Consider the following 13706-nt stretch of genomic DNA (forward strand, 5'->3'; position numbering starts at 1 on the left):
ATACTGACCAATATTGCCTAACTTATTGTTTACTCACGGTGTTGATTGAGTTAAAGTAGTCAGAAATCTATAGTGGGCTCCGGAAATGAGGCAGTGTGTTAAAGTAGAATGCACACTATTCATAAGGGGATTGCATGAAATGGAAAAACCATACAAAGAACTGTAAATCCAAGGTTGCTTTGGCCGCCATAAAAGGCCAAAAGACAACAAATGAACCTGCGTCAGAGTTTGGCATCCACGTCAGACAAATAAATCGCTGGAAGAAGGAAGTCATAGATGCGATCCCTGAAATTTTCGGGAGCAAGAAAGAGCAGGCAATTGAAGTAATGGAATCAGAAAGAGATCGACTCTACCAGCAAGTAGGCAGATTGCTGGTAGAAGTTGACTGGTTAAGAAAAACACAGATTTCTGAAAGGAGTATCACTGAGAAGTGGTCTTGCATAAATCCTATGCGCAAGGAACTCAGTACTCAGAGATAATGTGATCTGATCGAACTACCCGCTCAAGCTGCTATCGACCAAGCATTTACAGTATGGAATCTGATGATAACCAGGTTCTTATGAGCCTTATTGATAAGGAATACACTAAACACTCGTTTTACGGCATCGGGAAGATTCAGGACTACCTGCGGAAGCAAGGGCATAAAGTGAATCGGAAGCGCATGCAGCTTCTGTGCGATAAATCGGAATACAATCTTTAGCACTAAAGTTAAACACCAGCAAACCGCATCCTGAGCACAAGGCCTATCCTTACCTGCTCCGTAATTTGGTAATCACATGTTTAATCAGATATGGTGTTCCGATATCAACGATATCCGGATCCCAGGCGGCTTCGTTTACCTGACAGCTGTGATGGATTGGTATAGTAGATTCGTTCTCTGAAGGTCTATTTTGAATTTCATAACAATGAGCGCCCTCATGCAGGACTCGGTAGAAAAACACCGGCAGAGGTATATTGTGGATCCCCAGATCTACAGTTGGCAGCTTAAGGGCGCAGAGTGAGTCGAGTTAATCTGAAAGTGGCGATGACGGAGAGGCGTCTCCGGCGGGGCTCCGGCATACAGACCGCAAGAAATAACAGACTATTTTTTCTCTACCTTAAATTTGAGAAAGGTTGTCTTGACTATATGGTCCACTTCAACTTTCGTGTTTCCTTAAAATACAACTAGGAGTCATTATCCAAAATGAAAGGCTATATAACCACAAACGGTTGTCCTGAAAACAGAATTGATTGTGCAAAAATTGAAGTTTTTCTAGTAAATAATGGATGGACAATAACTACTAACATTATTGAAGCAGATTTGATTATTTTTAATTCATGTGGACTAACCAAGGGGACCGAGGATCAATCTGTCAAAATCATTCAATTATTGAATAGAAAGAAAAGAAAAGATACAAAGCTCATTCTAACCGGCTGTCTTCATCATATAAATAGAGATCGGGTAGAAAAAAATTTTCAGGGTGATATTTTCGAATACAATGACTTAGACCGCCTTTCGGATTTATTAAAAATTCAAATCCCGTCAAAAGACCTTCCTGCCAATTATTTGATTCCTGAAAGAGTAACTATGTTAGGCGTTGGAATGAAAGATTATCTATCAAAGCTATTGCATTTTAATATTTATAGCTTTCTAACCAAAGTGAATAGAAAGAAATATAAGCAAATTTGGGATTCAGTAAGCATTGTCCAGCCTAATACTTTTTATGTAAAAGTATGTTCAGGATGTTCCAAGTCGTGCTCTTACTGTGCAGTCAAGCTTTCAAGAGGTGCAACTAAAAGCAAACCCATTAATAAAATCAAGAATGAAGTTATTGCTGGGCTTGAGGCTGGATTCAAAGATTTCGCGCTCATCGGTACTGATCTCGGTTCATACGGTGTAGATCGCCAATGCGATTTGATAGAGTTACTAAGGGAATTAAATTCAATTGATGCTGATTTTCATATCAAACTACGTAACGTTCATCCGAAGCTGTATATTGATAACTTACCACGCTTCTTAGACGTGTTAAAGCCTGGTAAAATAAATTTTATGACTTCGGCAGTACAATCAGGGAACAATCGTATTCTTAATGAAATGCATCGGGGATATAAAATTGAAGATTTCATATTTGCAATCAATTCTGTAAAATCTGCTTTCCCAAATTTTGTGATTCGAACTCAAATAATGGTAGGGTTTCCAGGAGAAAGTGATGCAGAATTTCAGGATACGGTTCAGCTTCTCGACAAGGTCCAGTTCAATTTTATAGAAGTATACAATTATTCTCCACGCCCAGGAACATTGGCAGCGACTAAGCTCAATCAGATACCACACCTGAAAGCAAAAAAAAGAGAGTTCTTGTTAAAAAAGGTAGTTATGAAATCAATGTCAAGTTGATTGTATAAATAATTCGGTTCATCCGACTAAAACCTACTTTGTTTCATGAAGGGCATAGATTTTCAGCTTAAAGAAGTCCAAGTCCCGAAAGCCGTATGCTTGTTTTTGTTGTGTTTTTAATTTGTTGTTTGTTCTCTCAAGGAGCCCCGTGGAAATAGGGCGGTCGTAATATGCCAGGATTCCGTCGCGGTGCCCTTGCAGTATCACCGAAAAGGCTGTGAGCATATGGATGCCTAAACTTATTGCCCGCGATATCCCGTCGTCAAGGAAGGCAGATGCCTCTTCTTTGCTGGTTTGAAAGCATAGCTGGCGAAGGTCCTCTTTAAGGTAGTAGGCTGTAGCCAGAGATTTATTGAGAAGCAATGCATTCCTCAATGCGCTGTTTTAGAAGTTGATAAAACATCTTGTTACGTACACATCAGGAAGAAGCTCAACTCCCTGGAAAGTCATCATAGATTAGTATTACCATAGTACATTTACATAGAAATATGACTTGTTCTCTTAATGAAAATTGCATTGGATCACATGTTGTTACGTGCATCTTGTAAAAAATCACACAACTAAACATCCACTTTGTGGTATTGAATATTCTTTGTCTGACACATGTAGATAGTTAGGATAGCCTGTGAATAATAGAAGACAAAACTGTTGAAAGATTGGGGTGAAAAGTCACAGAAGGAATCTGTAATATATATTTAGGAGGATGTGATGAAAAAGTTACTGATCACTTGGTGTATGGCAATTACGTTGGGCATGACTTTAACCACTGACAATTCGCTGGCTACCACATTGTTGGTTGACGATGAAGGCATGCTCCTCGGAGCGACACATGTTTTAGTAGATGAACTTTTTTTTAACGTCACTTTCAATTATGGATCATTCCTTGATTTATATGTAGGGACAGGTGGTACAGTTAATGACCTATTCGATTTTGATTCATCAAGGCTCGCCGCACTAGCACTTCTAGACCAGGTACTAATAGATGAGGGACAATATCTGTTTGATTCAAACCCAGGCCCTGGTCTTGCGGGCAGATACCATATATACACCCCGCAATTCTTGTATGAGGGAGATGGCGAATATGTATATGCCTGGATTACCAAAAACTCTCCAGCTACAGATGAAGAAGAATTCCCCGACCATATCTATGCTTATTGCACTATGGTCGACACCCCCAATACTTGGGCGGTTTGGGAGAAATCTCCACAAGTCCCTGAGCCCACAACCATTATCCTCTTCGCTAGCGGTTTATTTGGTCTTATCAGTACAAGGTTGAGAAAGAAAAAATAGTAATATTCCGTCAATCAGGAATACCAAGGCAGAGTCAGAAATGATTCTGCCTTTTCTTTTGATGGTCTCCAAAGTTGTTTCCAGTCGTACCGAGATAAATCCACAACCTTGTAAATCCCGTTAACCAGGAAGAAATGTAAGTGCCAATTAAACCACATCTTCACAGGATGACATACCAGGGTAAACATATAGCGATCCCCCACCGCTCGTCATTTTTTATTGCTGAGATTTAGGGGTAATTAGATAGTTTGTTAACCTGAAATTCCTATAAAGATAAAGCCTTGACAGATTCTTAGTAATCCGCCCAATTCCCGAGCATAGATTTAAAATTTGACTTCAGGAATGGAATTACCTGAATGACAGTTGGATTACAAAGACGAAAGTGAGATTGCCAAAGCGACATATACGCCGAGGAAACCGTCAGCTATTTCCTCCTGGAAAAAGGTAGGTATGCCTTAGGTGACGGCAGCAAGATAGAAGCGGGTTCTTCCAGCAGCTCTACGTCATTTGCACGGATTCTTTTAGAAGAAAAAACAATATTATGGCTCCAGTTGTTCTCAGCTGGGTAGTAGCATAGGAAGACGATCCCGTTGCTGTGGCCGGTTGGTTGAATAGTATACGTGTCGAACCTTTTGGCATGCATCTTGCTTTGGTTACGTGAGTATTTGTTAATACGTCGACTGAGAATTCAGGAAGGAAAGGAGATTCTTCAACCAACAGTTTCACTTTCCCAACATACAAACACGTGCATAGAGATAACCAGCATAACAAAAGGGTATTCGTCTTCTCCCTCTCCGAAACTTTTCCCATTGTTGCATGGTATTAAGTTTGGGCAGAACGAGTAGGCGGAGTTCAATTGTGATCAATTCGTAAATAATTCCAAAACGAGTAGGAGCAATCCTCCAAAAAACAACAACAAGGTACAGTGATTAACCGTTGGTTTTCGTTGTTTTTCACGAAGCCAACAATTTTGAGTAAGGATTTTTCTCTTGGGAAATTTCCCGATAATGGCAAAGCGATTCCCGAAAGGGCGTGACGCAAAACCACCGGCCTACGTTTCTCGACAGAGAAATACGGTAGCGGGGTCACCGAAAGAGGTAACCCATGGCAGTATTCAAGACGACCCAACCCGTTATTATTTCCATTTTGCTGTTCTTTTCATCAAGCATTGCGGCACATGCTGCTAGCGCAACTTTCCGCTGGACACCAAACAATGAACTCGTTTCCGGTTATAAAATTCATTACGGCACAAGCAGTCGAAATTACACTTCAGTATTTAACGTCAATCCTCCGGCAGTAGTCAATGGTATGATCGAGGCAACGGTGCCAGGACTACTGGAGGGCAAAACATACTATTTTGCGGCAACAGCATACTCGGCAATCGAAGAGAGCGGCTATTCCACGGAAATCGTGCACACCGTGCCTGGCACGGCTACTCCCCAGCCCCCCGTCGCCGGTAATGTTTCACTGCAGGGGAAAGAGGATACACCTCTATCCGGGCAGCTGAACGCCAACGACCCGGATGGTGACGCTCTGGTATTCGCGGTTGTTGCGCAACCGGGCCATGGAACGGTAACGGTAAAAGGTGATACCGGTTCATTTACCTATATCCCTGCGCTCAATTACTTTGGTTCCGACACATTTTCCTATAAAGTCAGCAATAGCGTCGGTGCATCAAATCTTGCAACCGTAACCATCAATGTGAGCCAGGTGAACGATGCCCCGTTAGCAAGCAGCACAAGCATCTCCCTTAATGAAAACGCTTCGTACTCCGGGCAGCTCACGGCAAAAGATGTTGAAGGCAGCAGCCTCACATACGTTTTGGTCGCTCAGGCTGGAAACGGTACAGTTAATCTTAGCACCAGCGGCTTTTTTAACTACATACCACAACAGAATTACTCCGGTTCCGACTCATTTACCTTCAAGGTCAGTGACGGCAGCAGTACTTCAAATACAGCCCAGGTGAACATAGCCGTACAGCATGTTAATAAGGCCCCTATCACCGAGAGCAGCAGCTTTACCGTTGACCAGGGTGTTCCATACAGCGGGCAACTTGTTGCAACTGATGAGGATGGAGATAAAGTAAGTTTTGCCACAGTTACAGCTCCTGAAAAAGGTACTCTTCTCCTTGCTGGCAATGGTTCCTTTACATATACCCCGTACAACAATACTTCAGGGCCAGACCATTTTACATTTCTGGCAACAGACGGAAATATTGCATCCAACCAGGGAACTGTAAATATCCTCATCAATGAGGCGGCCAATAATGATCTTGCCTTCGAATTAGGTGAACTACTGGTTACATCAGATTGGCAACATGTCGATTTCGATGCTAAATATATGTCGCCATCGGTGATCGCCAAATCAACAACTACGAACGATCCTGAGTCAGGTGTAGTGTCTATCCGCAACCTAACCAGTACAGGATTCGACATCCGGATCCGCGAGTGGGACTACTTAGATGGTCTCCATCCAGCGGAGATGGTCTCCTATATCGTAATGGAACGAGGTCACCATCAGCTGGCTGATAATGTTTATGCTGTCGCCGAATGTACCGCTTTATCAGGTCTTAACACCTTCAAGACGATAAAATTTGCCAATTCTTTATCAAGCCAACCGGTAGTTTTGTCATCGATTGTGAGCGAAAACGATACCAACACAGCAACCCTCAGGATGAAAGGAATAACTCCCCAGGGCTTTTCTGTCACCATGCAGGAGCAGGAGAAAAACGATGGGAAGCATGCTACAGAAACAGTGTGTTACATTGCTATGGAAAAGTGGTCCGGCGAGGTAGATGGTCTGATGATTGAGGCAGGAACAACCGAAAAAATCCTCACCGATAAGGCCTCGACAATTTCTTTCGAACAGCAATTTTCCGCCATGCCCTTCGTTTTGGCTGATATGCAGAGTGCCAATGGTATGGATACTGCGATTGTCAGCATGAGTGATATTTCCGTCACCGACACCAGGATGACAATTGTTGAAGAACAATCAGCAAATAATGAGGTGTATCATATTGCTGAAATTGGAGGATACTTTGCTATCGCTCCCGTCAAACCGGAAGAAGATTCTCCTGTTGAAATGGGTGAAACATCAGTGGGGAGTGCTCCTGTGTGGGTAAGTTTCACAAAACACTACAAACAGCCTGTCATTATTGCCAATACTGTCACAAAAAATGACACATCCCCGAATGTTGTCCGTATCAGCAATATTACTGAAGACGGTTTCAATATTCAGTTACAGGAATATGATTATCAGGATAACATCCACGGCGTGGAGATAGTGAATTACATTGTTATGGAAGAGGGAAGTTATATCTTAGACGATGGGTCTCAGATTGAAGCCGGGCTGTTTAACGCAAGCGCTTCATCATCCTCAACCTCTCTGATTAGTGCATTTTCCGTCAAACCAGTCATTCTAACAAGCATCAATAGTAAAAATGGTAGTGATGCTGTTATTGGGCGTGTTCAGAACATCACTTCAAGTGGTTTTGATTACAAACTACAGGAACAGGAAGTGAACAGCCAAGATCATGGTATGGAAACTGTCGCCTACCTGGCGTGGACTCCTGGTTCAGGCGTAACGAACGGGATCCGCTTTCAGGCGGGAACTACAAGTGACAGCGTTACCCATGCGAACTATAGCATCAACTTTGATCAACAGTTCGATGATCTGCCATTCCATTTCGCAGCAATGCAGACAACTGATGGATATGACACTTCAGCCCTGAAAATTGCCCAGGCAGGAATCGATAGCATGGCGATTATGGTTGAAGAGGAAACTTCAAAAGATTCAGAAATATATCACACTGCAGAAGTTGGTGGCTTTCTTATCATTAAGCCGGAGTAAGCTCTATCTAAATGAAATGGTCGAGTAGATAAAGGTAATTTTTGGCTCTTCATGAGTGAATAGTATGACTCTTATACTTATAGTCATACTATTCACGAACTGGAAAGTTGAGTTAAGAAATACAATACGACAACAATATGAAACCTCAAACAAGTAAAGGTATTTCGGTAGTTGGTGAAGCCTGCATTACTGGTTCGCATTTATGTGAACGTTTATTGAAGGAATTGTAGCGAAATACTGAATTTCACAGGTGATAGATAGTATCCAGTTGTTGCAGCCGGCTACAATAGTGCGGTTTTAGAAAGTGATTATTCAACTTTTGCAGAATTGTTAGTCACTGAGCTTTGCGATGAGATACACCCGATTACAAGAAGTATTGCTTCGAATTAGATCCTTTGGGATCTGCAAAGGAGAACAAAAATGTCTTTAAAAAGTATTAAACAGATGAAAAAAACAAAATATATAATTGGTGCATATCTAACTATTTTTTGCCTTGCACCATATTCCATAGCCCATGCTAAAATAAACGCCCCGATAAACTTCCAGCTAGGGGACGACGTCTCCATCCCACTCACCTGTAAACGCACTTATTATGTTTCCAACAGTGGCAATGATACTGCTAATGGTTTAACCACTGCAGCTGCGTGGGCAACTGTAGGCAAAGTAAACAAGACTTCTTTTTCGCCTGGGGACTGTGTATTGTTCAATCGTGGTGGCACTTGGAGACAGCAGTTATTAATACCGAGCAGCGGATCAGCTAGTGGTGGAAGTATCACGTTTGGGGCATATGGAACAGGAAATAAACCAGTTTTTGATGGTACTGGGGTTAATCTCGCTAAGTATCATGGTTTAATTAGAGGGACAAATAAAAACTACATCATTATAGACAATATCAGAGTACAAAATTCTGGGATTGGTAAGGCAGCAGAAAATTCAGGTATAGGTTTCTATGGTGGCACAAATATAATAGTTCAACATTCCGAAGTAAACAAAACTGAGTCATCCGGAATCAGAATGAATACCAGCTCTAATGTTGGTGTATTTTACAATGATGTTTCAATGACCAATTGTAGTAGCGCCAGCGAACAAATCTCTCTGTCTGCTGTAAACGGGTTTGAGGTCGCGTATAATGATTCATATACTAACTGCAATCCGTCTTATCATCCTCCAGGCGGTGCTGGCATAGATTCTAAGCAAGGTTCCAAAAATGGTGCAATTCACCATAATAACGTAAGGGATATAGCTGGTGGTTCCAACGGTATATACGTCGATGCTTACAACCAAGACACATATAATATTCAAGTGTATAACAACCATGTTCAAGATATAGGTGCGGGTGGAATATCTATAGGTGCAGAAGCCGGAGGTGCTTTACATAATGTTACGGTGCATCATAACATTGTTGAGAAGGCTGGAAGAGGAGGAATAGTATTTCATAATGCGGGGACGACTGGTAAGAATGTTTATGATATATTCGTCTATAATAACACGTTGTATCTTAATGGGACAAGCGGCACCAAGTACTTTGGGGGAGTAAGAATATTTGATACCCTACTGACAGGCGTAACATTCAAAAACAATATTCTCTCTCATGGTTATAATTTTCAAATCGGTGTAGATTATATTAGTCCTTCAGTAGTAACTTTGGACAACAATGTAATTTACGGAGTAAATGTTGATTCCGGTGGATTTTCTCATTTGAACGGTAAAAATACGATTTTTAGTGATCCGTTATACACTGCTCCCGGAAGTAACGACTTTCATTTACGGGCTGGTTCACCGGCAAAAGATGCCTGTGATAATTCCGTGTGGCAGGGGATTCCAAATATAAAGGACTATGACGGTGTGCCTATAACAGACGGGAGCGGAAAAATTGTTGCCCCTGGCGGAATAGTCAACTGTGGCGCTTATGAATAGCAGTGGGAACTCTGGTTTTTACTGTCCGATTTTTTGTTTCTGAGAAGTGGTCCCATACTTTAAACCACACGTTTTAGCGGTTTTTAGTTGTGAAGCATAGGGGACCTGGGTTACGCCCCTTCAGCCCCTTTTTCTCGCGAAAAAGGGGCTGAAGGGGCGCTCTGGTTCAAATTGCGATGATCGCCTCCTTTCTGTAAACCTCTTCTGGAGTCGCTCCTAAAAGGGTTTGATGATGCTGGTTATTATAAAGATTGATATAGGTTGCAATCCCTTTTTCTAGTTCGTTCGGGTTTTCACAGGACTGCAGGTAAATATCTTCGTATTTTATACTCCGCAAGAATCTTTCGACGACGACATTAACAAGCCACTTTCCTTTACCATCCCTATGCTGATTCGATCCCCAACTGCCTTTAAAACAGAACTCCATTTTTCAGAGGTGAAATGACAACCCTGATCGGTATTCCCGAAATCTTCATTGTCCGCTGTAAACAATTGACGTAGAGCCTGGGAGCATGATGACATACCAAGGTTATCATATAGCGATCCCCCAGTCATTTTCTATCGCTGAGCTTTAGGAGGAATATGATAGTTAATTAACCTGAAATTCCAATAAAGATAAAACCTTGGTAGATGCTTAGTAATCCGCCCAATTCCCAGGCATGGATTTGAAATTCGACTTTATGAAGGGAATTACCTGGATGACAGTTGGATTACAAAGACGAAAGCGAGATTGCCAAAGCGACATATACGCCGAGGAAACCGTCAGCTATTTCCTCCTGGAAAAAGGTAGGTATGCCTTAGGTGACGGCAGCAAGATAGAAGCGGGTTCTTCCAGCAGCTCTACGTCATTTGCACGGATTCTTTTAGAAGAAAAAACAATATTATGGCTCCAGTTGTTCTCAGCTGGGTAGTAGCATAGGAAGACGATCCCGTTGCTGTGGCCGGTTGGTTGAATAGTATACGTGTCGAACCTTTTGGCATGCATCTTGCTTTGGTTACGTGAGTATTTGTTAATACGTCGACTGAGAATTCAGGAAGGAAAGGAGATTCTTCAACCAACAGTTTCACTTTCCCAACATACAAACACGTGCATAGAGATAACCAGCATAACAAAAGGGTATTCGTCTTCTCCCTCTCCGAAACTTTTCCCATTGTTGCATGGTATTAAGTTTGGGCAGAACGAGTAGGCGGAGTTCAATTGTGATCAATTCGTAAATAATTCCAAAACGAGTAGGAGCAATCCTCCAAAAAACAACAACAAGGTACAGTGATTAACCGTTGGTTTTCGTTGTTTTTCACGAAGCCAACAATTTTGAGTAAGGATTTTTCTCTTGGGAAATTTCCCGATAATGGCAAAGCGATTCCCGAAAGGGCGTGACGCAAAACCACCGGCCTACGTTTCTCGACAGAGAAATACGGTAGCGGGGTCACCGAAAGAGGTAACCCATGGCAGTATTCAAGACGACCCAACCCGTTATTATTTCCATTTTGCTGTTCTTTTCATCAAGCATTGCGGCACATGCTGCTAGCGCAACTTTCCGCTGGACACCAAACAATGAACTCGTTTCCGGTTATAAAATTCATTACGGCACAAGCAGTCGAAATTACACTTCAGTATTTAACGTCAATCCTCCGGCAGTAGTCAATGGTATGATCGAGGCAACGGTGCCAGGACTACTGGAGGGCAAAACATACTATTTTGCGGCAACAGCATACTCGGCAATCGAAGAGAGCGGCTATTCCACGGAAATCGTGCACACCGTGCCTGGCACGGCTACTCCCCAGCCCCCCGTCGCCGGTAATGTTTCACTGCAGGGGAAAGAGGATACACCTCTATCCGGGCAGCTGAACGCCAACGACCCGGATGGTGACGCTCTGGTATTCGCGGTTGTTGCGCAACCGGGCCATGGAACGGTAACGGTAAAAGGTGATACCGGTTCATTTACCTATATCCCTGCGCTCAATTACTTTGGTTCCGACACATTTTCCTATAAAGTCAGCAATAGCGTCGGTGCATCAAATCTTGCAACCGTAACCATCAATGTGAGCCAGGTGAACGATGCCCCGTTAGCAAGCAGCACAAGCATCTCCCTTAATGAAAACGCTTCGTACTCCGGGCAGCTCACGGCAAAAGATGTTGAAGGCAGCAGCCTCACATACGTTTTGGTCGCTCAGGCTGGAAACGGTACAGTTAATCTTAGCACCAGCGGCTTTTTTAACTACATACCACAACAGAATTACTCCGGTTCCGACTCATTTACCTTCAAGGTCAGTGACGGCAGCAGTACTTCAAATACAGCCCAGGTGAACATAGCCGTACAGCATGTTAATAAGGCCCCTATCACCGAGAGCAGCAGCTTTACCGTTGACCAGGGTGTTCCATACAGCGGGCAACTTGTTGCAACTGATGAGGATGGAGATAAAGTAAGTTTTGCCACAGTTACAGCTCCTGAAAAAGGTACTCTTCTCCTTGCTGGCAATGGTTCCTTTACATATACCCCGTACAACAATACTTCAGGGCCAGACCATTTTACATTTCTGGCAACAGACGGAAATATTGCATCCAACCAGGGAACTGTAAATATCCTCATCAATGAGGCGGCCAATAATGATCTTGCCTTCGAATTAGGTGAACTACTGGTTACATCAGATTGGCAACATGTCGATTTCGATGCTAAATATATGTCGCCATCGGTGATCGCCAAATCAACAACTACGAACGATCCTGAGTCAGGTGTAGTGTCTATCCGCAACCTAACCAGTACAGGATTCGACATCCGGATCCGCGAGTGGGACTACTTAGATGGTCTCCATCCAGCGGAGATGGTCTCCTATATCGTAATGGAACGAGGTCACCATCAGCTGGCTGATAATGTTTATGCTGTCGCCGAATGTACCGCTTTATCAGGTCTTAACACCTTCAAGACGATAAAATTTGCCAATTCTTTATCAAGCCAACCGGTAGTTTTGTCATCGATTGTGAGCGAAAACGATACCAACACAGCAACCCTCAGGATGAAAGGAATAACTCCCCAGGGCTTTTCTGTCACCATGCAGGAGCAGGAGAAAAACGATGGGAAGCATGCTACAGAAACAGTGTGTTACATTGCTATGGAAAAGTGGTCCGGCGAGGTAGATGGTCTGATGATTGAGGCAGGAACAACCGAAAAAATCCTCACCGATAAGGCCTCGACAATTTCTTTCGAACAGCAATTTTCCGCCATGCCCTTCGTTTTGGCTGATATGCAGAGTGCCAATGGTATGGATACTGCGATTGTCAGCATGAGTGATATTTCCGTCACCGACACCAGGATGACAATTGTTGAAGAACAATCAGCAAATAATGAGGTGTATCATATTGCTGAAATTGGAGGATACTTTGCTATCGCTCCCGTCAAACCGGAAGAAGATTCTCCTGTTGAAATGGGTGAAACATCAGTGGGGAGTGCTCCTGTGTGGGTAAGTTTCACAAAACACTACAAACAGCCTGTCATTATTGCCAATACTGTCACAAAAAATGACACATCCCCGAATGTTGTCCGTATCAGCAATATTACTGAAGACGGTTTCAATATTCAGTTACAGGAATATGATTATCAGGATAACATCCACGGCGTGGAGATAGTGAATTACATTGTTATGGAAGAGGGAAGTTATATCTTAGACGATGGGTCTCAGATTGAAGCCGGGCTGTTTAACGCAAGCGCTTCATCATCCTCAACCTCTCTGATTAGTGCATTTTCCGTCAAACCAGTCATTCTAACAAGCATCAATAGTAAAAATGGTAGTGATGCTGTTATTGGGCGTGTTCAGAACATCACTTCAAGTGGTTTTGATTACAAACTACAGGAACAGGAAGTGAACAGCCAAGATCATGGTATGGAAACTGTCGCCTACCTGGCGTGGACTCCTGGTTCAGGCGTAACGAACGGGATCCGCTTTCAGGCGGGAACTACAAGTGACAGCGTTACCCATGCGAACTATAGCATCAACTTTGATCAACAGTTCGATGATCTGCCATTCCATTTCGCAGCAATGCAGACAACTGATGGATATGACACTTCAGCCCTGAAAATTGCCCAGGCAGGAATCGATAGCATGGCGATTATGGTTGAAGAGGAAACTTCAAAAGATTCAGAAATATATCACACTGCAGAAGTTGGTGGCTTTCTTATCATTAAGCCGGAGTAAGCTCTATCTAAATGAAATGGTCGAGTAGATAAAGGTAATTTTTGGCTCTTCATGAGTGAATAGTATGACTCTTATACTTATAGTC

The 13706-nt window shown here is 42.8% G+C and carries 9 protein-coding genes and 2 riboswitches; of the genes, 7 read left to right on the forward strand and 2 right to left on the reverse strand.

Going from position 1 to position 13706, the window contains the following annotated elements; genetic code table 11:
- Nucleotides 1-134: 134 nt before the first annotated feature.
- The 3 genes from FCL46_RS00820 (at nucleotide 135) to FCL46_RS00830 (ending at nucleotide 2374) form a co-directional block, all read left to right on the forward strand.
- Nucleotides 135-479, forward strand: a complete 345-nt coding sequence (locus tag FCL46_RS00820; protein ID WP_136807929.1) for a hypothetical protein — start codon at nucleotides 135-137, stop codon at nucleotides 477-479.
- Nucleotides 480-559: 80 nt separating this feature from the next.
- A complete protein-coding gene (locus FCL46_RS28625; RefSeq protein WP_420811299.1) occupies nucleotides 560-700 on the forward strand; it encodes an IS3 family transposase in 141 nt (46 codons plus the stop codon).
- Nucleotides 701-1183: 483 nt separating this feature from the next.
- Nucleotides 1184-2374, forward strand: coding sequence for a radical SAM protein (locus FCL46_RS00830; protein WP_136807927.1), 1191 nt, complete (start codon nucleotides 1184-1186; stop codon nucleotides 2372-2374).
- Between the two features lie 33 nt (nucleotides 2375-2407).
- Here the strand turns inward: FCL46_RS00830 and FCL46_RS00835 are convergent, their stop codons facing one another.
- Entirely contained in the window at nucleotides 2408-2737 is a 330-nt protein-coding gene (locus FCL46_RS00835) for a transposase (protein WP_167505892.1), read from the reverse strand.
- 345 nt (nucleotides 2738-3082) lie between these two features.
- Between FCL46_RS00835 and FCL46_RS00840 the strand changes: the two genes are divergently transcribed.
- From FCL46_RS00840 to FCL46_RS00850, 3 genes are all read left to right on the forward strand, one after another.
- Nucleotides 3083-3664, forward strand: a complete 582-nt coding sequence (locus FCL46_RS00840; protein WP_136807925.1) for a PEP-CTERM sorting domain-containing protein — start codon at nucleotides 3083-3085, stop codon at nucleotides 3662-3664.
- 999 nt (nucleotides 3665-4663) lie between these two features.
- A riboswitch (cyclic di-GMP riboswitch) is annotated at nucleotides 4664-4757 on the forward strand.
- An 11-nt stretch (nucleotides 4758-4768) separates the two neighbouring features.
- The gene (locus FCL46_RS00845) at nucleotides 4769-7513 is read left to right on the forward strand and encodes a fibronectin type III domain-containing protein (RefSeq protein WP_136807923.1); all 2745 of its coding nucleotides are present in this window, start codon (nucleotides 4769-4771) and stop codon (nucleotides 7511-7513) included.
- 420 nt (nucleotides 7514-7933) lie between these two features.
- The gene (locus FCL46_RS00850) at nucleotides 7934-9430 is read left to right on the forward strand and encodes a right-handed parallel beta-helix repeat-containing protein (RefSeq protein ID WP_136807922.1); all 1497 of its coding nucleotides are present in this window, start codon (nucleotides 7934-7936) and stop codon (nucleotides 9428-9430) included.
- Nucleotides 9431-9596: 166 nt separating this feature from the next.
- Here the strand turns inward: FCL46_RS00850 and FCL46_RS28630 are convergent, their stop codons facing one another.
- Nucleotides 9597-9857 carry an integrase core domain-containing protein gene (locus FCL46_RS28630; protein WP_136807924.1) on the reverse strand — a complete coding sequence of 87 codons (261 nt, stop codon included), beginning with the start codon at nucleotides 9855-9857 and terminating at the stop codon, nucleotides 9597-9599.
- 914 nt (nucleotides 9858-10771) lie between these two features.
- Nucleotides 10772-10865, forward strand: a riboswitch (cyclic di-GMP riboswitch).
- Between the two features lie 11 nt (nucleotides 10866-10876).
- On the opposite strand from FCL46_RS28630, the gene FCL46_RS00860 reads away from it, so the two are divergent.
- The gene (locus FCL46_RS00860) at nucleotides 10877-13621 is read left to right on the forward strand and encodes a fibronectin type III domain-containing protein (protein WP_136807923.1); all 2745 of its coding nucleotides are present in this window, start codon (nucleotides 10877-10879) and stop codon (nucleotides 13619-13621) included.
- The last annotated feature ends 85 nt before the right edge of the window (nucleotides 13622-13706 follow it).

This window comes from Desulfosediminicola flagellatus, from assembly GCF_005116655.2.
Classification (GTDB): domain Bacteria; phylum Desulfobacterota; class Desulfobulbia; order Desulfobulbales; family Desulfocapsaceae; genus Desulfopila; species Desulfopila flagellata.

What these genes read in the sequence shown, in the direction of transcription:
- FCL46_RS00820 (WP_136807929.1), top strand. Translation starts at nt 135, where the DNA reads ATGAAATGGAAAAACCATACAAAGAACTGTAAATCCAAGGTTGCTTTG.
- FCL46_RS28625 (WP_420811299.1), top strand. Translation starts at nt 560, where the DNA reads ATGAGCCTTATTGATAAGGAATACACTAAACACTCGTTTTACGGCATC.
- FCL46_RS00830 (WP_136807927.1), top strand. Translation starts at nt 1,184, where the DNA reads ATGAAAGGCTATATAACCACAAACGGTTGTCCTGAAAACAGAATTGAT.
- FCL46_RS00840 (WP_136807925.1), top strand. Translation starts at nt 3,083, where the DNA reads ATGAAAAAGTTACTGATCACTTGGTGTATGGCAATTACGTTGGGCATG.
- FCL46_RS00845 (WP_136807923.1), top strand. Translation starts at nt 4,769, where the DNA reads ATGGCAGTATTCAAGACGACCCAACCCGTTATTATTTCCATTTTGCTG.
- FCL46_RS00850 (WP_136807922.1), top strand. Translation starts at nt 7,934, where the DNA reads ATGTCTTTAAAAAGTATTAAACAGATGAAAAAAACAAAATATATAATT.
- FCL46_RS28630 (WP_136807924.1), bottom strand. Translation starts at nt 9,857, where the DNA reads ATGGAGTTCTGTTTTAAAGGCAGTTGGGGATCGAATCAGCATAGGGAT.
- FCL46_RS00860 (WP_136807923.1), top strand. Translation starts at nt 10,877, where the DNA reads ATGGCAGTATTCAAGACGACCCAACCCGTTATTATTTCCATTTTGCTG.